The organism is Acidaminobacter sp. JC074 (assembly GCF_022496765.1).
GTDB lineage: Bacteria > Bacillota > Clostridia > Peptostreptococcales > Acidaminobacteraceae > JABXKX01.
The window spans coordinates 170,470-194,370 of sequence record NZ_VANV01000007.1; the positions used below are offsets into that span (position 1 = coordinate 170,470).

21 protein-coding genes are annotated in these 23,901 nt (G+C 35.9%); 5 read left to right on the plus strand and 16 right to left on the minus strand.

Features of this window, described 5'->3' with window-relative positions:
* Window positions 1-259 precede the first annotated feature (259 nt).
* The 7 genes from dnaJ to lepA form a co-directional block, all read right to left on the minus strand.
* Complete coding sequence (gene dnaJ / locus EZV73_RS09180) at window positions 260-1,399, minus strand: molecular chaperone DnaJ (protein WP_240839995.1); 1,140 nt, start codon at window positions 1,397-1,399, stop codon at window positions 260-262.
* A gap of 65 nt (window positions 1,400-1,464) precedes the next feature.
* Window positions 1,465-3,291, minus strand: a complete 1,827-nt coding sequence (gene dnaK, locus EZV73_RS09185) for a molecular chaperone DnaK (RefSeq protein WP_240839996.1) — start codon at window positions 3,289-3,291, stop codon at window positions 1,465-1,467.
* 13 nt (window positions 3,292-3,304) lie between these two features.
* Window positions 3,305-3,844 (minus strand): nucleotide exchange factor GrpE, encoded by a 540-nt coding sequence (gene grpE / locus EZV73_RS09190; protein WP_240839997.1) that lies wholly within the window; start codon window positions 3,842-3,844, stop codon window positions 3,305-3,307.
* Window positions 3,845-3,857: 13 nt separating this feature from the next.
* Complete coding sequence (gene hrcA / locus EZV73_RS09195; RefSeq protein ID WP_240839998.1) at window positions 3,858-4,883, minus strand: heat-inducible transcriptional repressor HrcA; 1,026 nt, start codon at window positions 4,881-4,883, stop codon at window positions 3,858-3,860.
* Between the two features lie 141 nt (window positions 4,884-5,024).
* Window positions 5,025-5,390, minus strand: coding sequence for a zinc-ribbon domain-containing protein (locus EZV73_RS09200; protein ID WP_240839999.1), 366 nt, complete (start codon window positions 5,388-5,390; stop codon window positions 5,025-5,027).
* Between the two features lie 50 nt (window positions 5,391-5,440).
* The gene (gene hemW, locus EZV73_RS09205; RefSeq protein ID WP_240840000.1) at window positions 5,441-6,559 is read right to left on the minus strand and encodes a radical SAM family heme chaperone HemW; all 1,119 of its coding nucleotides are present in this window, start codon (window positions 6,557-6,559) and stop codon (window positions 5,441-5,443) included.
* A 33-nt stretch (window positions 6,560-6,592) separates the two neighbouring features.
* The gene (gene lepA, locus EZV73_RS09210; RefSeq protein ID WP_240840001.1) at window positions 6,593-8,404 is read right to left on the minus strand and encodes a translation elongation factor 4; all 1,812 of its coding nucleotides are present in this window, start codon (window positions 8,402-8,404) and stop codon (window positions 6,593-6,595) included.
* Window positions 8,405-8,579: 175 nt separating this feature from the next.
* Between lepA and rpsT the strand changes: the two genes are divergently transcribed.
* Complete coding sequence (gene rpsT / locus EZV73_RS09215) at window positions 8,580-8,837, plus strand: 30S ribosomal protein S20 (protein ID WP_240840002.1); 258 nt, start codon at window positions 8,580-8,582, stop codon at window positions 8,835-8,837.
* A gap of 97 nt (window positions 8,838-8,934) precedes the next feature.
* On the opposite strand, the gene holA is transcribed toward rpsT, so the two are convergent.
* From holA to EZV73_RS09255, 8 genes are all read right to left on the minus strand, one after another.
* Complete coding sequence (gene holA, locus EZV73_RS09220) at window positions 8,935-9,972, minus strand: DNA polymerase III subunit delta (protein ID WP_240840003.1); 1,038 nt, start codon at window positions 9,970-9,972, stop codon at window positions 8,935-8,937.
* Window positions 9,973-10,014: 42 nt separating this feature from the next.
* Window positions 10,015-12,054 carry a DNA internalization-related competence protein ComEC/Rec2 gene (locus EZV73_RS09225; protein WP_240840004.1) on the minus strand — a complete coding sequence of 680 codons (2,040 nt, stop codon included), beginning with the start codon at window positions 12,052-12,054 and terminating at the stop codon, window positions 10,015-10,017.
* Between the two features lie 63 nt (window positions 12,055-12,117).
* A complete protein-coding gene (locus tag EZV73_RS09230) occupies window positions 12,118-13,209 on the minus strand; it encodes a YibE/F family protein (RefSeq protein WP_240840005.1) in 1,092 nt (363 codons plus the stop codon).
* 67 nt (window positions 13,210-13,276) lie between these two features.
* Window positions 13,277-13,819 carry an ECF transporter S component gene (locus EZV73_RS09235; protein WP_240840006.1) on the minus strand — a complete coding sequence of 181 codons (543 nt, stop codon included), beginning with the start codon at window positions 13,817-13,819 and terminating at the stop codon, window positions 13,277-13,279.
* Between the two features lie 112 nt (window positions 13,820-13,931).
* Window positions 13,932-15,329 carry a hypothetical protein gene (locus EZV73_RS09240; protein ID WP_240840007.1) on the minus strand — a complete coding sequence of 466 codons (1,398 nt, stop codon included), beginning with the start codon at window positions 15,327-15,329 and terminating at the stop codon, window positions 13,932-13,934.
* A complete protein-coding gene (locus tag EZV73_RS09245) occupies window positions 15,330-17,189 on the minus strand; it encodes an N-6 DNA methylase (RefSeq protein ID WP_240840008.1) in 1,860 nt (619 codons plus the stop codon).
* A 33-nt stretch (window positions 17,190-17,222) separates the two neighbouring features.
* The gene (locus tag EZV73_RS09250) at window positions 17,223-17,651 is read right to left on the minus strand and encodes a hypothetical protein (RefSeq protein ID WP_240840009.1); all 429 of its coding nucleotides are present in this window, start codon (window positions 17,649-17,651) and stop codon (window positions 17,223-17,225) included.
* Between the two features lie 63 nt (window positions 17,652-17,714).
* A complete protein-coding gene (locus tag EZV73_RS09255) occupies window positions 17,715-18,599 on the minus strand; it encodes a hypothetical protein (protein ID WP_240840010.1) in 885 nt (294 codons plus the stop codon).
* Between the two features lie 192 nt (window positions 18,600-18,791).
* Between EZV73_RS09255 and EZV73_RS09260 the strand changes: the two genes are divergently transcribed.
* On the plus strand, window positions 18,792-20,780 hold the full coding sequence (locus EZV73_RS09260) for a M3 family oligoendopeptidase (RefSeq protein ID WP_240840011.1): 1,989 nt from the start codon (window positions 18,792-18,794) through the stop codon (window positions 20,778-20,780).
* Window positions 20,781-20,856: 76 nt separating this feature from the next.
* Entirely contained in the window at window positions 20,857-21,342 is a 486-nt protein-coding gene (locus EZV73_RS09265; RefSeq protein ID WP_240840012.1) for a flavodoxin domain-containing protein, read from the plus strand.
* A gap of 69 nt (window positions 21,343-21,411) precedes the next feature.
* On the opposite strand, the gene gdhA is transcribed toward EZV73_RS09265, so the two are convergent.
* Window positions 21,412-22,746 carry an NADP-specific glutamate dehydrogenase gene (gene gdhA / locus EZV73_RS09270; protein ID WP_240840013.1) on the minus strand — a complete coding sequence of 445 codons (1,335 nt, stop codon included), beginning with the start codon at window positions 22,744-22,746 and terminating at the stop codon, window positions 21,412-21,414.
* Window positions 22,747-23,101: 355 nt separating this feature from the next.
* Here gdhA and EZV73_RS28985 point away from each other — a divergent pair, with 355 nt between their 5' ends.
* The gene (locus EZV73_RS28985; RefSeq protein WP_240840014.1) at window positions 23,102-23,386 is read left to right on the plus strand and encodes a DUF1294 domain-containing protein; all 285 of its coding nucleotides are present in this window, start codon (window positions 23,102-23,104) and stop codon (window positions 23,384-23,386) included.
* 37 nt (window positions 23,387-23,423) lie between these two features.
* Complete coding sequence (locus EZV73_RS09280; RefSeq protein ID WP_240840015.1) at window positions 23,424-23,885, plus strand: hypothetical protein; 462 nt, start codon at window positions 23,424-23,426, stop codon at window positions 23,883-23,885.
* The last annotated feature ends 16 nt before the right edge of the window (window positions 23,886-23,901 follow it).

Genomic DNA, 23,901 nt, shown 5'->3' on the forward strand with positions numbered 1-23,901 from the left:
CCTTTCTTATCATGTGATTTCTCAAGTCACAATTTCAAAAACGAAAAGAAATGGAGTTCACTACTTCTCCATTTCCGCAACAAATTTATAAGTAGATATTATCATAATATTCAGACAATTAATAGCCTTTATCTAAAACTTCTTCCATATTATGATTTAAATGAATACAAGGCTATCAGCGTTTACTAATCAGCACTTTAAACTCTGCGAAACAGTTTATATCAAAACAAAAAATACCAACTCAGGGTTGGTATTCTATCTATGATAATGCATCTTTTACTTTATTGAAAAAACCTTTTGGTTTTGAAGAAAAATCTGTATCTTCTCCCATACTTGTAGCATACTCTACTAACTTAGACTTTTGCTCATCATTCATCTTAGTTGGTACGTCTACAATCACTTTTACATACTGATCGCCTTTACCATAACCGTTAAGTACTGGTATACCTTTGCCTTTTAATCTGAACATAGTACCGCTTTGAGTACCTGGTGCAATCTTATACTTAACCTTACCTTCAAGTGTTGGTACCACAACTTCTGCACCTAATGCTGCTTGAGCAAAAGTAATATGAAGTTCATACATAACATGGTTGCCGTCACGAACGAAAAGTTTATGATCTCTCACACGCATCACAACTTTTACATCGCCTCTAGGGCCACCCTTAGTACCAAGTTGACCTTCTCCTCGAAGTGTTAAAACAGAACCATTGTCTACACCTGCTGGTATATCCACTGAAATCTTTTTCTTCTTACGGATTTTGCCATGGCCTTTACATGTATGGCAAGGTGTATCGTAAATCTTACCTTTACCCTTACATCTATCACACTCTCTTACCTGAATGGTTTCACCAAACAAAGATCTTTGAGCGTATCTAACCTGACCTTGCCCATTACAGTCAGGACATGTAGATGTGTTTGTTCCAGGTTCAGCACCTTCACCATGACAAGTATGACATTCTTCGGTTCTCAAGAACTCAATGTCCTTTTTAACACCAAATGCCGCTTCTTCAAAAGAAAGTGTAATATCTACACGAATATCCTGTCCACGTCTTGGACCATTTGATCTTCTACCTGATGAAAAGCCACCACCAAATAAATCACCAAAGATATCTTCAAAGCCACCAAAACCTTCGAAACCACCGCCGAAGCCACCTGCTCCGCCTGCATTTTGATTAACGCCAGCATGACCAAACTGATCATAAAGGTTTCTTTTCTCTGGATCACTAAGCACTTCGTATGCTTCATTCACTTCTTTAAACTTTTCTTCAGCTTCTTTGTCTTCGGCGTTTCTATCAGGGTGATACTTCATCGCCATCTTTCGGTAAGCTCTTTTAAGATCCTGTTCTGAAACCCCTTTTTCTACACCAAGGACTTCATAATAATCCCTTTTGTCACTCACTGTTTAACCGCCTTTCTTCTATCGTCATAAAGACCACAAGGTGTCCTAGGACACCTGTGATTTTTTTATTCTTCGTCTACTACTTCGTAGTCTGCATCAACAACTTCTTCACCAGCTGCTTGCTCAGGACCAGCTTGTGCTGCACCTTGCTCAGCTTGTGCTTGTTGATACATCTTTTGTGCGATAGGTTGGAAAGCAGTTGTTAATTCTTCAGTTGCTGACTTAATTCTATCTAAATCATCAGTTTTAAGAGCTTCTTTTAATGCTTCAATCTTAGGCTCTACAGCTGCTTTTTCATCATCTGTAATTTGCTCTTTTTGCTCTTCTAATGTCTTTTCTAATTCGTAAACCATAGAATCACCTTGATTCTTAGCTTCGATTAATTCTTTTTTCTTCTTATCTTCTTCTGCAAACTTCTCAGCTTCAGCTACCTTAGCTTCGATTTCTTCATCAGAAAGGTTAGTAGAAGCAGTTAATGTGATGTGTTGCTCTTTACCAGTACCTAAATCTTTAGCAGATACATGAACAATACCGTTTGCATCAATATCAAATGTTACTTCAATTTGTGGCACACCTCTTCTTGCTGGTGGGATACCATCTAATTGGAATCTACCAAGAGTTGTGTTATCAGCAGCCATTTGTCTTTCACCTTGAAGTACATGTACATCAACAGCAGGTTGGTTATCAGCAGCAGTTGAGAATACTTGAGACTTCTTAGTTGGAATAGTTGTATTTCTTTCGATTAACTTAGTGAATACTGAACCTAATGTTTCAATACCTAATGATAATGGTGTTACATCAAGAAGTAATAAGTCTTTAACTTCACCAGATAATACACCCGCTTGAATTGCAGCACCTACAGCTACACACTCATCTGGGTTGATACCCTTATGAGCATCTTTACCAGTGATCTTCTTAACAGCTTCTTGTACAGCTGGAATTCTAGTAGAACCACCAACTAAGATGATTTGAGATAACTCGCTTGCATTGATACCAGCATCTTTGATTGCCTTAGAAGTAGGACCTTCAGTCTTTCTTACTAACTCAGCAGCTAATTGCTCAAACTTCGCTCTAGTGATATCCATATCTAAGTGAAGTGGACCTGCAGCAGAAGCAGTGATGAATGGTAAGTTTACATTTGTTGTTTGAGTTGAAGATAACTCTTTCTTAGCCTTTTCAGCAGCTTCTTTTAATCTTTGCTTAGACATTTTGTCATCTCTTAAGTCAATGCCATGCTCAGATTTGAACTGGTCTGCCATAAAGTCCATAACAACTTTATCAAAGTCGTCACCACCTAAGTGGTTGTCACCGTTAGTTGCAAGTACTTCGAATACACCATCACCAATCTCTAATACAGAAACGTCGAATGTACCACCACCAAGGTCAAATACTAAAATCTTTTGTTGATCTTCAGTTTTATCTAAACCATATGCAAGTGAAGCAGCAGTTGGCTCGTTTACAATTCTCTTAACTTCTAAACCAGCGATCTTACCAGCATCTTTAGTTGCTTGTCTTTGAGCATCTGTAAAGTATGCAGGAACAGTGATAACTGCTTCAGTAACTTTCTCACCTAAGTAAGCTTCAGCATCAGCTTTTAATTTACCTAATACCATCGCTGAAATTTCTTGAGGTGTGTAGTTTCTACCATCAATATCTACGTGGAAGTTGTGGCCCATTTCTCTCTTAATAGAAGCAATTGTTCTATCTGGATTTGTGATTGCCTGACGCTTTGCAGTCTCACCAACTAATCTTTCACCATTCTTAGTAAATGCTACGATTGATGGTGTTGTTCTATTACCTTCTGCGTTTGGAATAATAGTCGGCTCGCCACCTTCTAATACCGATACACATGAGTTTGTTGTTCCTAAGTCAATACCTATAACTTTAGCCATTTTTAAGTCCTCCTTATTTCGACACTTTAACCATTGAATGTCTTATTACTTTTTCGTTTAATTTATATCCCTTTTGAAATTCTTCAATTACATGTTCAGCTTCGTGATCATCACTTTCATCACTCATAACTGCATGGTGCAGTTCTGGATCAAATGGTTGTCCAATAGATTCTATTGCAACAACACCATTTTTTGAAAACAAGTCATCTAAGCTTTTCTTTATCATTTTCAAACCATCTACAATACCATCTGAACCACTTTCAGTAGAAGCTAAGGCTCTTTCCATATTGTCCATCAGTGGTAATAAGTCTTCAAATAATTTTTCATTTGCAAACTTGTAAAGGTTTGATTTTTCCTTTTCTGTTCTTTTCTTAAAGTTTAAGAACTCAGCCTGCAGTCTTACATACTTATCGTTGATATCTGCACATTCATTCTTAAGCTTATCTACTTCTGAAAACTCAGGTGTTTCTTCAGGCGCTGCTTCTTCTACTTCTACCTCTTCCACAACTTCCTCTTCTTTGATTTCTTCAGAAATCTCTTTTTCCTTTTCCATTTAAAAACCTCACTTATAAATATATACCTGAGAAAATGCCTTCTAAGGTCTCCTTTATATATCCCATAACAGAAACAGCCAGTGAATAGTCCATTCTTGTTGGACCTATAAAACAAAGCGTTCCTGCTTGTTTACCATTAAAGTTGTAACTTGTTGAAACGATACTACAATCACTTAAGTCACTCATACGATTATTCTGTCCAATACCTATGGACACATCATCTGTCATGGGTCTTGAGTTGATAATCTTACTTTGGAACTCCTTGTCAGTAATCTTTTCATAAAGTTCTCTTACTTTGTGTACATCTTGATACTCTGCGTAGTTGAAAATGTTGTTTACACCATTTAAGCTGACATCCACATCATCTATTTCACGAAGTGTATCTCTTAGAAGTGGCACCAAATACTCTATAAGTTCTGAGTACTCAACCAGTTCTTTCTTTATATTATGAATGGCCTTAGGTGTGATTTCTTCAATTGGTGTCCCATATAACTTTTGTAACAAAGTATCTGAGATCATATCCAGTACCCTTTGACTGATATCACTCATGGCCAGTGTAAGATTTTTTACAATACCCGAGTTCGATACCAAGATAAGAAGTACCTTTGATTCTGTCACACGAATCAGCTTCATATTCTCTAGTTTTGACTTTTTAAATTGTGGTAAAGATACCAGTGCAACCAAACCTGTCATCTCTGACATAATGGATGAGGTTTGTTCTATTACATCATCTATTTCAATTACTCGATGCAGCAAAAGCTTTCTAATCAAATCTTTTTGTTGAATGTCTAGCTTTCTATTTTGCATAAGGCTGTCTACATAGAGACGGTAGCCATCTTCACTTGGTACACGTCCTGCTGAGGTATGAGGTTGAGTTAAAAGTCCCAAATCCTCAAGGTCTGCCATTTCATTTCTAATGGTAGCAGATGAAATACCCAATCCATATTTCTTAGCCAACGTTCTTGAACCAACAGGTTGTGCTGTTCGAATGAAGTCATCTATGATCACTTGTAAAATCTTGAGTTTTCTATCATCCATAGCAGACCTCCTTCGCTATTAGCACTCATTAATTTCGAGTGCTAAAATCAATTTCTACAACAAATATACACCGCTAAAGGCCTAGTGTCAAGGAATTTTATAAAATTTAAATAAAAAATTAGCACTCTATAATCCAGAGTGCTAATGTGTATGAGAAGTTTCAAATTTAAGTACATTGATCATTCTAATATATTCGTTTCTAGAAATCTCACCTCGGTCAAGTTTTTCTTTAATTGACTTGATAATTGATTCCTTATCCGGTCCTTCTTTAACAGGACCAATCTTGTGGTATGAAACACCATCTAGATCTTCTACACCAGCGCCACATACACCGCATATCATAAGATTGCGTGTCTTATATGGAAACAATGGTATAAAGAGTAGTGAGAAATAACGCTTCTCTTCTACATATTTAAATGGTCTTTCATGAGAACAAGACTTGCATTTACGAGGCTCAGTTTCACCGAGTACTTTATAATCACGTCTTCCAAATCCTAAAATAAACATAAAACCTCCAACTGCTTATATAATAGCACAGAATTTATCATTTACAACATCTAATCTAAAAACTGTAAAAACACTTGATTGGATAGATCTCTCCCAAGAGAAGTTAATTTCAATCTTTTATCCGACCACTCAAGAAGTGCCTGGGCCATGAGTTTATGGATTTCATCTTTATATCTTGTCTCAAAGTCTAAGTCATATCTTTTATTTAATGCATCTATGTCAAGTCCTTTGTTGAGTCTTAAGCCCAGCATGATGTATTCAAACAAGTCTTCTTGAGGATCAATCTTGTCAGACCCTTTTACACCATGTCCTCTGGAACTTACTGACTGGTGGTAGTCTTCAAAATTAGAAAAGTTATAAAATCTTTCATTGTTCAAACAAGAATGTGCTCCTAAACCTAAGCCGATGTAATCCTTCTTCTCCCAATATACAAGATTGTGTTTACATTCAAAACCGACTTTAGAGAAATTTGATATTTCATATTGGTAATAATTATGATCAAGGAGTATCTTTTCTATTAAATGATACATGTCTCTATCAAGATCGTCATCTATTTCTGTAAGCTCGCCTGCTTCTAACTTTTTATAAAAGGCCGTGCCTTCTTCAAACTTCAAGCTGTAGGCAGATATATGACTTGGTTCTAATCTGACCATCTTCTCTACTGTCTTTGAAAGCATCTCTCTTGTTTGACCTGGCAGACCAAACATCAAGTCCATATTGAAGTTATCAAAGCCAGCTTCCTTTATAAGTTTTACTGAATGATAAACGTCTCCTACATCGTGAATTCTATCCAATGTTTTTAAAGTATCATTATTAAGGGTTTGAACACCCATACTGATACGGTTGATGCCAGCTTTTTTATAATCAAGCAGATTCTCCAGTGTTAAAGTGCCCGGATTAGACTCCATAGAAATTTCTTGGCATGCTGACATATCAAAATGATCATAAACGAGGGCCATCAGATCTATCATCTCTTGTCCAGATAATAAACTTGGTGTTCCGCCACCTATGAAAATTGAATGCACCTTTTTTCCACCATAATAAACAATCTCTTTTTTTAAGTCTTCCAAATAGGATTTCAACTGGTCTCTATCATATTCAAAAGAAACAAAATCACAGTAGCCACATTTTTTAACACAAAATGGGATGTGTATATACAAACTAATCATTTTTCACCTATGGCAAAAGCCGCTAATGCGGCTTTATTTATCATCAAACTTAAGAACAGCTAAGAACGCCTCTTGAGGTACATCAACTGAACCTAACGATCTCATCTTCTTCTTACCTTCCTTTTGTTTCTCTAATAACTTCTTCTTACGAGAAATATCACCACCGTAACACTTGGCAAGTACGTCTTTACGCATAGCCTTAATGGTTTCTCTGGCAATAACCTTGTTACCAATCGCTGCCTGAACAGGAATGGCAAACATGTGTCTAGGAATAACATCTTTTAATTTGTCACAAATCTGACGTCCTCTTGATTCTGCTTTTGTCTTATGAACAATCAATGAGAAGGCATCAATCAATTCCTTATTAAGAAGAATATCCATCTTAACAAGATCACTTGGTACATACTCCTTGAACTCATAATCTAAGGATCCATAACCTTTTGTCTTAGACTTTAAGGCATCAAAGAAATCATAGATTACTTCGTTTAGTGGTAAATCATAGTGTAAGATGACACGTCTTGAATCAATGTAATCCATTGTCAGCATCACACCACGTCTATCTTGACAAAGTTCCATAACATTACCAACAAACTCGTTTGGTACTATGATGTCGGCCTTTACAATCGGCTCTTCCATAACCTTGATTTCAGTTTGCTCAGGTAAGTTGGCTGGATTTTGAATATAAACAACCTCATCACTTGTTTTAGTTACCTTGTAGATAACACCTGGTGCTGTTGTAATGATATCTAAATCGAACTCTCTTAAAAGTCTTTGCTGGATGATTTCCATGTGTAAAAGACCTAAGAAACCACATCTAAAACCATAACCTAAAGCTAGTGAGGTTTCTGGCTCAAATGATAAAGCAGCATCGTTTAGCCTTAACTTGTCTAGCGCGTCTCTTATAAGCTCAAAGCTCTCACCTTCTGCTGGATAAACACCACAGTAAACCATTGAAGTGGCTTCCTTATAACCCGGCATTGGCTCTTTTGTAGGATTTTTAGCACTTGTAATTGTATCACCAACTTGGCAGTCACGAACATTTTTAATACTTGCCGTTACGTAACCAACATCACCAGCTTTTAATTCTTTTACTGGTACTTGGTTAGGTGCACAAATACCAACTTCAACAACTTCTAGCTTGTTGCCCGTTGACATCATGATAATTTCATCACCTTTTTTAACTGAACCATCTACAACACGTACATAAGCAATAGCACCCTTGTATTGGTCATAGATCGAGTCAAAGATCAAAGCCTTTAAAGGTGCTTTCTCATCACCATTTGGGGCTGGCAGCTCCGTTACAATCTGTTCTAGCACTTCTCCAATATTCACATTGTTCTTAGCTGAGATTCTTGGCGCATGGTCAGCTGGAATACCAACAATGTCTTCTATTTCCTCAATAATCTCTTCTGGTCTTGCTGCCGGTAAATCGATTTTGTTAAGAACCGGTAGCATTTCTAAGCCCTGCTCATCTGCTAAGTATACATTAGCTAAAGTCTGTGCTTCTACACCTTGAGCTGCATCTACAACCAGTACAGCCCCTTCACAGGCAGCAAGCGATCTCGAAACTTCATATGTGAAGTCGACATGGCCCGGCGTATCAATTAGATTTAAAGTATAAGTTTCGCCATCTTTCGCTGTATAGTTCAAACGTGTTGTTTGAAGCTTAATTGTGATACCTCTTTCTCTTTCAAGTTCCATGGTATCAAGTATCTGCTCTTTCATCTCCCTTTCGGTTAATGCACCTGTGTTTTGAATCAGTCTATCTGCTAAAGTAGATTTACCGTGATCAATATGAGCAATGATACAAAAGTTCCTTATTTTACTCTGTCTTTCTGACGACATTTTTCCTCCTACATATCTAAAATACAACTATTTAACCCATTAGTTATACTTAACTTCATTCAGTACCTATCAATAATATAATAATTCTAAAAAAAAATCAATTATTATGCTTGCATTAGAATCGAAAAAGTGATATTATACTTTTGTTAATCACGTATAGAGGGGGTGAATCACTGTGGCAAATATTAAGTCAGCAAAAAAGAGAACTAAAGTAATCGCTAAGAAAACTGCTAACAACAGAATTAGAAAGTCTATCATCAAGACAGCTGAAAGAAGATTCTTCGAAGCTATCGAAGCTGGTGACAAAGAATTAGCATTAGAAAGATTTAAGGTTGCTGAAAAGGCAATCGATAAAGCAGCTTCAAAGAACGTACTTCATAAGAACGCTGCTGCTAGAAAAGTTTCTAGATTAGCAAAACAATTAAACGCGTAAACCGTCAGATTCCCCAAACCGTGTTTAATTATAACGAAAGTTGAGCGTACCCTATCTAGGTACGCTTTTTTGCTGCAAAAAAATCCGATTGCTCGGATTATATTTGGTAAGAACATTCTATAATTAAGGTTTCTACAGCTAAAACAGAATCAATGGCTGTGGACTTCATCTTGTAGTCTAAGTCAGAGCATTTAGTTAAAATCTTAGTAAGGGTCTTAGAGTCAAAGCGATGAATCTGTCTCATGATCGATTTAACAGCATAGGGGTGGGCACCTAATAGTTTGGCAATGGTGGCCTGATTATAGCCCTCATCTGCCAACATCTTTATCTTCTTTAACATACGAAACTGTCTGCACACCATAGAAAAAATAACTTGTATAGGCTCACCTTTTCTAAGGATCTCATGCATAATCGAAATGGCTGTTTCAGCTTTTTTTTGCCCTACTGCATCGACCATATGGAATATATCAGAATCTAGAGGTTTTTTAACGTACTTGTCAATGTCATCTGTTTCTACGTTTTTTCTATCAATCATAGATGAGCAAATCATTCTAATTTCATTGTCTACATCTAATAGGGTCTTAGAAGACTGTTTATCCAAATAAGCCATTCTATCTACTAAATAGGCTAAATTTCTTCTGTCTATATCCTTCTTGTATGACTTGATCTTTTTATGCATCCATTTAGAGAAAATACCGGCATCTAACTTGCCATACTCAACCACACGACCATTTTTGCCGATATCTTTGGTAATCTTTTTTCTCTTGTCGATGGCTTGATTAGAAATAAAGAAAAGTTTAGTTGACTCTAATGGTGTCGAAAAATACTCCAAAAGTCTTTTCTCATGCGCATCTGACAGGTTGGCTTTTTTACTCCTGAAGAAGGTCGCATTTTTAACAATCACTATCTTCACTTCATTGAAAAAAGGAACTGTCTCACATGCATCTAAAATCTCATCCACATCTGATTTATCACCATCAAATACAACGAGGTTAAAATCCCTATAAGCATCCGGCACATATTTATCAATCATCTTATCTACGAACTGGTCGATTAAGTAACGTTCCTGTCCATAAAATAGATAGAGCGGTTTTAATCCATTTTTTATATCATTATCAAATACTTCAAATCCCATAATTGTCCTTTCTGTACTTCATTATCTTACACCAATTACGGTCTAATTTAAAGTCTTTATAAAGTAAATGTTAAAAGGTAGAATCCAAACTTTGACACAACCATCAAGGGTCTTATAAATGGGGATATTTCTTGATTCGTAGCGATTTAAGACAGTCTGTGATGGATGACCATAATTATTCTTTCCAACGCATATAAGGGCATTATCTGGTGATAAAGCATCTATAAAGTCAGGTGTTGATGATGAAGTCGATCCATGATGAGGGACCTTTAAAATATCTACTGGTTTAAGATTCAGCCTTTCTTCAACTTCCGCTTCTATATCTCCTGTTAAAAAGACAGTGGTATCATAGACTGTCAAGTAACCGATCAATGAGGCGTTGTTGTATGTATCACCTATAGGATAATCTAGGCATTCAAATTGACAGAAGGAAAAGTCAAAGACTTGATCTCTACAGGGGATTTTTTCTGAAACAAGTAAGTCATAAAAGTCTTCTTTTTCTTCATTGGGTCTTTTATATAGAAGCTTGCTTTTATAAGTCATTTCAGGAATTTGTGTCAAACCGCCTAAATGGTCCATATCACTATGCGACAGCATCACAAGGTCAACAGAGCTAATCCCCTGCTTTAAAAGAACATCCCTAATCAAGACATTTTCAGTTTTGCGACCTCCATCTATTAAGAGTGTGTCAAAGCCTTTTCTAACAAGCATACAGTCTCCTTGACCTATATCAAAGAAATAGATTTCTACAACAAGGCTATAATAGATGATCATGCAAATCATAAGACATACAATCATATAGACCATAGGCCTTCTAAACTTCTTTTCTCGATATAGCATGAGGACCATATAGAAGCTTATAACCCATATCATATGAAAGGAAGGCAAGGTCAGTTGAAAACCCGACATTCCAGAAAAGAAAATGTTAATTTTATCAATAAAACCATAGATAAAATCTGCAAAATAGAGAAGCATCTCCAAAGGACAAAGTACATATAAAAGTAAGGCATACAAAACCCATGTAATTAAAAACACTGAAAACACATTGCAAACAAAGCTCAATAAATGAATGGTATTCTGATGATAGATTGTAAGTGGCAACATGCCTAGCTGAATAACCATAGGTAAAAGTATAAGCGCAAAATATTTCGGGGTATGCTTAAATAGAGGTTTATAAATAACTTCTATGACCAAGACCGCACAGAAAGAATACTGAAAACCTGTATGGTAAATCACATAAGGATTTAAGATCATCATAATGAGTGATAAAAGACCTATGGACTGAAGGAGGTCGTACTTGCGGTCGGATAGATAAGCTACATATCCCAAAACAAGCATGATAAAAGCCCTAAGACCCGATATAGGATAATTGATCATAGCCACATATAAAAATACCATGATCAGAGACAACCACCTGCCTCTTGTCTTATTAAAGAAACTTATAAGGCCATATAAAAGACCATAGATCAAACCGATGTGAAGACCAGAAATCGCCAGTATATGGCTGGTTCCATTCTTATGATAAATCTTTTGATCCAGATCAGATTTATCTGCATAAACAAGGGCCTTATAGACACCTTGATAAGGTGAACTTGCAAAGTCTCTTCTAGGTAGCTTTAAGGTTTTATGAGATTCTATCAACTCTAAGTGACAATTATCAGACTCAAGTACATCTACAAAACCTAAAGACCTCAAATACTTCTTATATGAAAATGTATTTGGATTCTGATAAAAAAATTGATATTTGTCATAGGTCACCCTGTACTCGCCTGCAAGCAAGTCCATGTCAGATTTAAGTAGCACGCGGTAGCCGTCAAACTCTAGTTGATAGTCAGCCCCATAAGCCTTCAAAGCAACTTCTTTATCTTTTGTCTCTAAGATTTGATAAGAATCATATCTAAAGTCCTGATACATCAAAGATACAATGATAAGAAGCATCAAAATTGAACCTAATAATCTGAACGACTTCTTTAAATAAACAAAGCACAAAATGATGGGTATAAACATCAAAATAAAATGAAGTTTGAATAAAAGGATGGTTAATAAACCCATGGCAGCTGTAAAAGTGAATGTTCTTTTCATAATTTAACCTCTACCATATTTTACCATATTGTTGATAAAAAAAGAAATGGTAATTACCATTTCCTAGGATTGTCTAAATCGTTTGTCCTTAATCAGAAATACAGAAACCAGAGCAGTCAGTGGAATTGTAGCCACTAGACCAATGGATCCTGATAAGGAACGAATAATCTCTGTTGCTACAACATCTAAGTTGACCAGTCTAGACAGATTATCACTGGCTGCTGTAAATAGCAACATAAGGGCAAGTGATGAACCTGCATAGGCAAGTATCAAGGTGTTGGCCATGGTGCCCATAATGTCTCTACCGACTCTCATACCAGATGAAAAAAGTTCTCTAGCAGACAAGTTAGGATTGACATTATGAAGTTCATCTATAGAGGATGCTATAGACATGGCAACGTCCATAACAGCACCTAGTGTACCTAATAGAATAGCTGCAAAGAGTAGCTGTCTAAAGTCTATTTTATCTCCTAAAAGGGTTAAAAGCATGATGGCTTCTTCCATAGCCATCCCTGTTAGATGTGCTTGATTACTAACTACAATGGCAATACCACCTGATAAAACAACACCAAATGTTGTACCAATGATGGCAGCAAGTGTCTTTTTAGTCAAACCTGAAATAACAGTCACTGTTATCACAGTGATAAACATGGCTACAACAACTGTCACCCATATAGCGTTATGACCTCTGACCAATAATGGTAACTCAACGAAAAATATAAAGAAAACTGTCACACCTAGAGTGAAAATGGTCTTTATACCATGCAGTTTCCCAACAATTAAAAGAGCTGCAATGAACACTAACAACAAGAAGATAATATGACGGTCTCTTTCATGACTTGTAATATAAGCGATCTTAGAACCATCTGAGTACTTATCTATTTGTAATAGGACTCTTTGTCCTACTTCTACTTCAATATCTGTTACATAGGAATCTGATAAGCCATTCTCTATTTGTACAACTTCATCTTTATATTCACCGGATAAAATCTTCACATCGACATATTGTATTTTAGTGATGTAAGAATTATCGGATTCGACTTCTTCAACTGCTAGTACCTCTCCTTTTTCAAAAATGCTTTCAAAGGTATCTTCAGCATAAACACATGTTAAGGTCATCATCATCATGACCAGGATTAGTAATATTTTTTTCATAGGCCTCCTTGTCTACCCCTCACTTATTTTATCATGAATGGAAAAAAAAATCGCCTTTCGGCGATGATTATTCGTACATATTTTCGAACGGTTCCTTTAAAGGTACGTAGAGTAAAATCGATACTACAGCACCAAATAAAGCTTGTAATGCATTCCAAGGTAAACCAAATGCTGCGTATGCCATTGGTGTTGCACCTTCTGCATCTACGATTAAGAGATTAGCAAGTAGTAAATCTGTTACAAAGTAACCGCCTGCTACTATGACAACTGCTGCAATCACATGATAGATAATTCTAAATACGCCACCTGACTTTACTTGACCAGCAAAATTTTTGTAGACCATACCAATAAAAAATGCTAAAGCAGCTTTTACTAATAACGTTGGTATCATATAGTGAGCATAACCACCTGCAAAGTCAGCCAAGGCTGAACCCGCGCCACCTGCTATTGCCCCAAATACTGGCCCCAATAACATACCAGCCAACATGACTACTGAATCACCTAAATGTACATATCCCCAACCTACAGAGATTGGAATTTTTATCATTGATGTTGCTACAAAACACAAAGCAATAAAAATTGCTGTAAATACAATATTCTTTATTTTCATAAGCCCCTCCTAAATTCTGAAATCAGAATATCACGCAAGGCATTGTATGTAAATAAAATCATGACAATATAAGAAAAACCATACAATTTCTCAAAAATTGTATGGTTACAATTTATTCTACATTTAAAATCTTGATCTCGTTTAAATGGGTAAACCAAACGCCAACTCTAGATAAATCATCATTTGGCAGTACCATATAAGACTTGTCATCTAATAAGATAAAACCCTGAGACATACCATTTGATACCGTTATCTGTACTTGGTCTGCCATTATGAATCGGTCATTAACCTGATAGAAGTAGAGGTTTTGATCCTCTTTTGTATCGAAGGCCTTAACATCTTCATAAAGCTGTACTTGACCTGTTTCTTTAATCAATCGAATCATTTGCGTGTTTGTACTTGTTTGTATTTCTAAGAGCATGGCTTCAAAATCATTTAATAGGTCTACAGAAGTATCTAAAGGATAAGGCTCTAAATCTAGCTGCCAATCACTGTAAGACTCAGTATCAAAATCATAAGCCAGTACCGACTGAATCTCTATATTCTCTGTAACTTCACCTACTAAAGTAGTTGCTGTATGATCTGACCAATATATCTGAGAGATGATTTTCTCATCTTCTACCACATCAATATAATCAATGGTCTTATGCTCAACATCATAATAACCGATACGTCTACCGATATAGTTCATATCTTCAAATACTGGCTTATCAAGAGCTTGTAGTTCCTTAGAGTAAAAATAACACACATAGGTATCATCTGGCGCCCATGACATATTTACACCGAATACATCTTCAGCATACAACTTGCCTGAGTCAGCACCATAAATCCTAAAGTAGGATTCTTCTATTAGGTCAGTATGGTATTCTACAGACACATACCCACCAAGAGGCGATATCTGAGCACGCTTCTGAAAATGTTCTAATAGTTCCTCATCTACTGGTGCTTTAATGGTTCTATAAAAAGACTTCTCAAAATTGTAAGTCACAAGCGTGTTCTTTTCTGCATGATAGACAAGCAGCTTAGACATGTCGTCAGAAAGCTTATAATTCAGCTTATCATTATATGAAATATCTTCAAGAATTTCTGTATACGCCAAATCATTGATCAGACCGATGGACTTATCTTTAGTAGCCAAAAGTCCATAGCCAGGTATCTCTTTTACAATTTCGTAATCCTCAAAGTTTTCAGGTACATAGTCGGCTTCATCATAAAGCATCAACTCATAAGAAGTCATATCAAATAGATAGGAATCAAACTTTCCATCTATATCTCCTTCAATTACAAGCTTGTCGACACTTAACCAAGTCACATTTGTAATATCATCAAAACTCTTAATGATGATTTCTTTACCAGAACTGATGATATCCTCTTGAGAAACCTCAAAGTGTTTGACCAACTTATCTGTCACATTGGCTGATTCTTTAAAGGCAAGTGATGTGAGTCTAATAAGTAATAAGATGACTATGACGACAAATATTGATTTTTTTATTAACGATTTTCTTTCCAATTAATTACCCCTACTGTAGAGTTCTTCCACAATTTCTATTTCTTCATTAGAGAGTTCAAAGAACTCATACAAACATGCATCAATCTCATCAGGACTGCCCCCTAATAAGACCTTTTCCACATGCTCTTCAATTATAGCATAATTTATCATAGGAATCGGCATTCTTTGTAATGGATTTGCATATAATTCTAAAGCCTTGCCTTTTCTCTTGCCCCTGTTATAAAGCCAGAAATAGCTTATCTTGCTATTTAGGTAGCCCAGTAAAAACTTTAGGGGTCCCTCCGTAAGATAATAAACATCTGCACTTGAGTAAAAGGGCTGGTCTGTATAGGCAAAATAATTGAGATTTGCCCTTTGAGGGACAACAATCTTTTCGCCATCAAATATGGATTGATCGCGCCCCCACTGTAATGCATACCACTCTCTTCTACCCGTTTTAACTTCTCTTCTATTTGAAAGCAGTTCTTTAAAAGGCAGGAGATGTTCATATTCTTTCATGCCCTCTTCTAAGTCACCATCCTTGACATAAAGGATATAACGCTTATCCTGGTCTAAAATTTTATAGGACCTTATCTGGCTGTTCTTATAAAAAGGCTTCATAAAAGAAGAATCCATGGGGTCATCAAAGACATAAATCGGATCCCCTTCTTTTATACCATACTGATCTATAAGTGATGGGTCCATTTTCTTTTTTATCACAGCTTTTGTAACTTTATCAGCCCCACTCACAATTCCTTGATTGATTTTTACAACCTGACCAAGCGTTGTTAAGGACTTGGATAATATTTTATTTATAATGTCATAGTAGACCTTGTTTTCATATAAGAGAATGTGGTCAGTTTCAGAAAAAATCTTATTCTGCAAAACCATGTACTGGGTCTCAGTCAACCGGTTTAAAGACTTAAGTTTGGTCTGCGCGATGACATTGATCGAAACTTCCTCTACATGGACCTTTGTAAAAGAGAATATGAGATTATGCATGCCTTTGGCTTCAGAAAACATTTTGCATTCATCTAGGTTAATGAGTCTGACAAAAGACACATTTTCCTTAAGAAAAGCTCTTAACTTATTAGCACCATCTGCTGTAATGAAATAATTGGTCGTAATGTAAAATAAGAGACCATCTTCTTTTAAGTATTTATAACCCTTGTAAATAAAGAAGTAAAATAAGTCCATTCTACCTTCATAGCCATCTAAGTGCTTATAACCATCAAAGAGTGCCTTATGGCCCTTCTCACCCACATAAGGGGGATTGCCGATAATCAGATCAAACTGATAATCTTCCCTAGAAAGCAAGGTATCTCCTAGTATGATATTAACTTGATTCAGTTGACCACCTTCATTTAAAGCCATGTCTAAAAGCAGTAAGTGATAGATTTCTAGCGGTTCTTCTTGTAAGTCAAAGCCGTAAACCCGGTCTATAATCTGGTCTATCTCATATGGGTGGTTAAGTGATTTATAATAAGAAATCATCATCTTTATTGCCGCTACTAAAAAAACACCACTACCACATGCTATATCTGCAAGCTTAATCTTATCTAGACTCAAAGCCAGTTCTTCATTGGAAAGTGCATAGGGCTCTATAAAAAAGCGCTTGTCAATATTATAGTCTCTATAGTAGTCCTGAAAAGCCATTGAAACCATTTTTTCAGCAAGTGCATAAGGCGTGTAGTAAGAACCTGTTAAGATTCTCTGTTCATTTTCGATATAACGGTCATAATAATGCATGAGATCTTCATCATAAATCTCAACATCACAAAAAACGTAAGACTTGTTCAAGCAATGATTCACTTGTTCAAGATTTATAGAGTGTTTTTTTGATATATAGGTTGCCAGTACATCATGGATATTGTCTGTCATATTTACCTCTAAAAAAAGCCTGACAATGTCAGGCTATTTGCTCTTTTTCTTATATTTACCATCAGCGACCTTGGTGACGCCATCTATTGTTTGTATAATCTCATCTACCAATAAATCAAAATCTGGAATTGATATGTCGACTTGTTTCTTCTTTAAGTACTTCATAATCGTAATCATACGGATATGATAAGAGTTAGGATTCTTAAAGTATGGATGCTTCTCTATCAGCTTTTTAATAGCATCCCTATCTACATTTTGTAGGTCCAGTTTGTTTTGTGACTCGATTTGTTTTTCAATAGTTGTTAAGTATGTCGATAACTTCTCCTTATGATTCGCATCATCTTCAATCATTTCTTTAATATCTTTGATGAGCTCATCCACACCAATGGTCAGTACTTCTGAGTTATTGGCGGAGGGTGCATCATCAGCATTTTCAGGTAAATCTGAAAAAACCATTTTCATTGCATTTCTCCTTTCATAAAACGATAACATTTTCATTTTACTATCATTTCTTATAACTGTCAATTATTCTAGTAAGTCATCCAGTCCTAATTCCAAATCCTTAATAAATACTGCTGAATCACCAGCATACTTATGGATAAGAGACTTCCCAATATCAAGTATGGTTTGCGACTTAGCTTCTAACTCTATTTTGTGAGAAGTCACCAAAGCTTCTCCAATTTGAACACCATCATCTAAAACAACTAAAGTCATTTCATCTTCATATGTTTCTAAGATTTGAAAGTGATCTGTATTTAAAAGCATATCCAATACAAGTTCTCTTTCTTTAATGGCATATTCTGCTACATAAACAACCATATCATCATCTTCCATCATTTCATTTTCGTAGTAATGGATGATATTTGTCAGATGGTAAATCAACTGAGAGTTATCTTTGATAAAGTCTTCTATGCCCATCGGTGCATTTGAAGAACAGTATTCATTGTATTTGTTCATAATCGATTGTCTAATGGTCATTTCAAGTTCTGCACCATAAAACTCTGGATTATCTACAACAAGATACTTGCCTTCTACAGGATAAATCCTTACACTTACCAGGTCATTGTTCTCAAAAGTCTCTGATGATTCTATGACATAGTCTACTGCAGTAAACAAATCTTTAAATACAATTTTGTTCTTTTCAAAGATGACTTTAAAGACAGAATGAATTGAGTTCATCAAAACATCTTTCATTTCATCTTCTAATATAAGTTCTGCCATGGTCTCGCCTTTAGCGTTTCTATAATCATGAATCAACCACTGATTAAAACCATGTTCTATATCTAAATCCATATCATATGAGTTAAAGGGTCTCTTATAAATTTCAAAAGCAGCCTTGACATCTAACTGATAGTTTTCCGATACTTCCGTTAAAACTTTATCGACTGCTTGACTAATTCTGTTTAACATAATTGCCTCCTAATATTGTTCTTGACTTCAATTTAACACGATATTGAAAAAAACACTACTTATTTAATAGTTTTTTCATGAAAATGTCTTTTATTGGGGTATCATTATATAAAAGATTCCTTAATTTAGAAGCGAAAGTCTTTAGAGACTTATAAAAATATCTTATAATGACCATATAACAAGGAGGACATAATGAAAAGCAATTCAAAATTATTCGTTCTAGTACTTTCATTATTATTAGTTTTTACAGCTATAGGATGTGAAGATAATACTGGAAACGAACCGGTAGAAAATGCGCTTGCTACAGAAAATCAAGTAGAAAATCAGACACCTGAAGCAACTGCAGAGGAAACGGAAACAGAAGCTGTTGAAGATACAGAGACAGATCTTGTTGAAGATACGGAAACAGACCAAGAGGTAGAAGATCCTGGCTTCAAACGATCTGATGTACCAGATGAATACAAGTGGGACTTAGAAAAAGTTTATACAAACACAGATGCATTTATGGCTGATGTGGAAAATGTAAGAAAATCATTTAAACTCTTTTCTAAAAATCAAAACACATTCACTTCAAACTACAAGACATTTTCTGAAACATTGATGGCTTATGAGGATACCAAAAGAATCAATGACAAACTCTATGTGTTTGCAACCCTGCAGGCTCATACAGATACTTCAAACACAGATTTTTCTGATTTAGAAGATATCGCAGCTGAACTAGATACTGATTTAAGTGAAGCGACATCATACTTCTATCCTGAAATCGCAAACATGGATAGCACCCTTCTTAATTCTTACATGGCCAATGAAGAAATGAAAGAATTACAGCCATACGTGGATAGGATTTTAAGATCAAAGCCATATATCTTATCAGTAGAAGAGGAAGCTTTACTCGCTCAAGCACAGATTCTTTATGAAGTACCTGAATCAATCTATGATGCATACAACTACAATACTGATTTAAGTGACTACCTACCCGAGCCTGACTTCACATTATTCTGGACAGGTACAAGAGAAGACAGAAAAGACATCTTAACAGACTACTATGCTAAAACTACTTTAGGTAACGATCTATTAGCTGAGATTTATGAATCTGAAATCAAGAAGAACACTTTCTTTGCAAAGGCTTCTAACTTCGATTCAGCATTAGATGCAGCCTTATTCAACGATGGTATCACTAGAAATGAATATGATAAAGTTTTTGAAATCACTCATGACAACCTAGACATACTACACAAGTGGATTTCAATTAAGAAAGAACTTTTAGATGTAGATAAGGTTTATTACTACGACCAATACTCACCACTTATTGAAACTGAGCAGAGAGTGGTTTACTTTGATGAAGCCAAAGAAATCATTTATGCAGCCTTAGCACCACTTGGCGATAAGTACATCAGTGATTTAAGAGAAGGTTTTGGTTCTCGTTGGGCAGATGTTTTTGCTACAGATGACAAGTATGAAGGTGGTTATCAATGGGGAACTTTTGACACAGATCCATTTGTTTTACTTAACTACTATGGACAAATTACAGATGTGTCTACAGCAGCTCACGAGATGGGCCATGCTTTAAACTTTAAGTATACCAATGAAACACAAGATTACTTCTCAGCTATAGTGCCTATCTTCAATGCAGAAATCGCATCAACAACAAACGAGGTGATGGTCTTTGAATATAGAATCGCCAATGCTCAAACAAAAATGGAGAAACAGGAAGCCCTTTTAAACTACATTGAACTTATAGAAAACACCATCTTTACACAGATGATCTATGCCGACTTCGAAAAACGCGCCTATGAAGCTTATGAAGCTGGTGAGCCAATCAGTGCTGAACTATTTAACAACCTGATGGGACAAGTTTTAGTAGAGTATTATGGACCGGATTACGGTTTAGATGAAGTTGCAACTTACCAGTGGTCTGAAATTCCACATTTCTACAATGCTTATTATGTGTATAAGTACGCAACAGGTTTATCAGCAGGACTCAACTTCTCTGATAACATCTTAAATGGTGATCAAGAAGACGTTGATAAGTACTTAACTTATTTATCAGCAGGTTCATCAGAATTGCCACTGCCACTGCTAAAAAAAGCTGGCGTAGATTTCTCTACAGGTGAGCCACTTCAAAAAGCATTTGATAAGTTCGAATCGCTCGTTGATGAGTTTTACGAAACTTTAAAATAAGTCTTAAGAAATAAGTCGAAAGACTTATTTTTTTTAGTAATTAGGCGTATACTGAATGTGTAAAGAGGTGACCCATATGAAAAGAATTCTAATCTGTTACTATTCTAGAACACACTCAACAAAAGAAGTTTGTGAAAATATAAAAGAAACGCTTGATGAGTCATTCGAAGTTACACTAAGACCCATTAGTTCTGTTCATGACATCAAGGATTATGAAACCGTTATTATAGCCGCCCCTGTTCATGGGATGAATTGGCATCAAACGGCCTATGACTTTGTCACTACTAATCAGGCTATTTTAAAGAAGAAAGAAGTCATCTATATCGCCCTTGCTTCACTTGCTTATCAAGGACGTAATTTCTGGCAAAAGAAAGTATTTAAATCGCTTGAAAGACCAAGTAAGATTGTCAATCCTATGGAAACTGCAATCTTTGGAGGACTTGTCAGCGACACGCCTAAAATTGTTGGTGGCATCCTCGGTATACCGAAAAATGCTAAAAGAGACCAAAGAGACTGGAACATGATTGAAGCATGGAAGAAAAACTTAATCAAACATTTGTAAGGAACTTCATCACGAAGTTCCTTTATTGTAAAAAAAAAGAACTGACATAAAGTCAGTTCTTAGTTATTATTAGTAGTTACCTTGAGCGATCATTGCTTCAGCAACCTTCTTGAAACCAGCGATATTAGCACCAGCAACTAGGTTGTAACCGAAACCATACTCTTCACCAGCTTTAGCAGCGTTAGTGTGAATGTTGATCATGATGTTCTTTAACTTAGCATCAACTTCTTCGAAAGTCCATGAGTATCTCATAGAGTTTTGAGACATTTCAAGAGCAGAAGTAGCAACACCTCCAGCGTTTGCAGCTTTAGCAGGAGCTAATAAGATCTTGTTCTCTAAGAAGTACTTGATAGCTTCGTTAGTAGTAGGCATGTTTGCACCTTCACCAACAGCCATAACACCGTTTTCAACTAATTGCTTAGCTTCAGCCATATCGATATCATTTTGAGTAGCACATGGTAATGCGATGTCACACTTAATGCTCCAGATACCTCTACCTTCAGTGTAAGTAGCGTTTGGATGGTAGTTAACGTACTCTTTAATTCTCTTTCTTTCTACTTCTTTGATCTGCTTAACAGTATCAACTTTGATACCTTCTGGATCGTAGATGTAACCAGTTGAATCAGATAATGCAACAACTTTTGCACCTAATTCTTGAGCTTTTTGAGTAGCGTAGATAGCAACGTTACCAGAACCTGAGATAACACAAATCTTGTCTTTCATCTCAATCTTGTTGTACTTTAACATTTCTTCAACGAAGTACATTAAACCGTAACCAGTTGCTTCAGTTCTAGCTAATGAACCACCGTAAGTTAAACCTTTACCAGTTAAAACGCCATTCTCGAATGCGCCTCTAACTCTTCTATATTGACCATACATGAATCCGATTTCTCTTCCGCCAACACCGATGTCGCCAGCTGGAACGTCTACGTCAGGACCAATGTGTCTTTGTAATTCAGTCATGAAAGACTGACAGAATCTCATTACTTCGCCGTCTGACTTGCCCTTTGGATCGAAGTCAGAACCACCCTTACCACCACCGATTGGTAAGCCAGTTAAAGAGTTCTTGAATATTTGCTCGAAACCTAAGAATTTAACGATACCAACATAAACAGATGGATGGAATCTTAAACCACCTTTGTAAGGTCCAATAGCTCCGTTAAATTGAACTCTGAAACCTCTGTTTACTTGTAAGTTACCTGCATCATCTACCCATGGTACTCTGAAGATAATTTGTCTTTCAGGCTCAGCGATTCTTTCTAAGATGTTTGCTTCAACATACTCAGGATGACGCTCTACAACAGGACCAAGAGACTCAAATACCTCTTCTACTGCTTGTAGGAATTCTGGATCGCTAGAGTTTCTAGCTTGAACTCTTTCTAATACACTTTGTACATACGACATGTTAACAACTCCTCTTTCTAAAAATTTTGGGATTATCCCACTTGAAAGGTAAGTACCTTCCAAACCTATTTCGCGATAAAATCGCTGCGAAATTAAGAGCCAAACGTAATAAATCATATTATGTAAACAAAACTAGAAAACGTTTGCCACTCACATTTCAATACAATATTATCATACATTTTTGCATATTGAAACCTCATTTAATAAATTATTAACAAGCAAATAAAGAACATCAATTCAAAGCAATTAAAATTTTCAGAAAATTGCATAATGCGACTTATTTTATTCAAATTTCAATACCCTTTGACTTTCTATAGACTTTTATTTATACTGAATCTACAGGTCAGGAGGTAGTATGTCCTATCAATATATTATCCCTATTTTTATAGGTGTGAACATTTTTTCTCTTATACTTGTGGGTGTTGATAAACTGAAAGCTATACGCCAATCTTATCGCATCTCTGAAAAGGCACTTTTTCTAAGTGCTCTGCCATTTTCAAGCTATGGCTTCTATCTGGGTATGAAGTTGTTTCACCATAAGACTAAGAAGCGTTATTTCAAGTTGGGTAGTTATTTTCTCATGATTTTACACACCCTATTGATCCTATATAGTTTGAAGTCACAACTATCATTTGCTTGAATATTTAGTTAATTAAAGATTTAAGGAGGAAAACTCATTGAAAGTAAAATATAAGAACATTTTAACGTGGAAAATAATGGCCGTTGTATGGTTTGCCCTTGCTGGCTTTGTTTATATCAGATGGATTGCCAATGCACCAGAAGAGTTCTTAATTCAAAGAGCTGTATTTGTACTTGGTCTAGTCATCCTTATTGGTATTTACTATTTATTAATGCCACGCATCAATTACATCATCATGGATGATGAGAAAATCAGTATTCACAAGTCTAGTGTTATCATCAGACAAAAGATAAAAAAAGCAGACTTAGAATGCTGTCGAGTAAAAGAAAGAGATTTAGAATTCCATTTAAAAAATGGTAAATCATATGCCATTCATTTAGACTGGTGTGACAAGGAACAAGTTATTTCATTCATCAGAAAGCTACAAGCTAATATCAATGTTTATGAAGGTGAAACACATACAAGCATCAACTTAAGCAATATAGAAACACTAAAATAAAACTGCAGAAATGCAG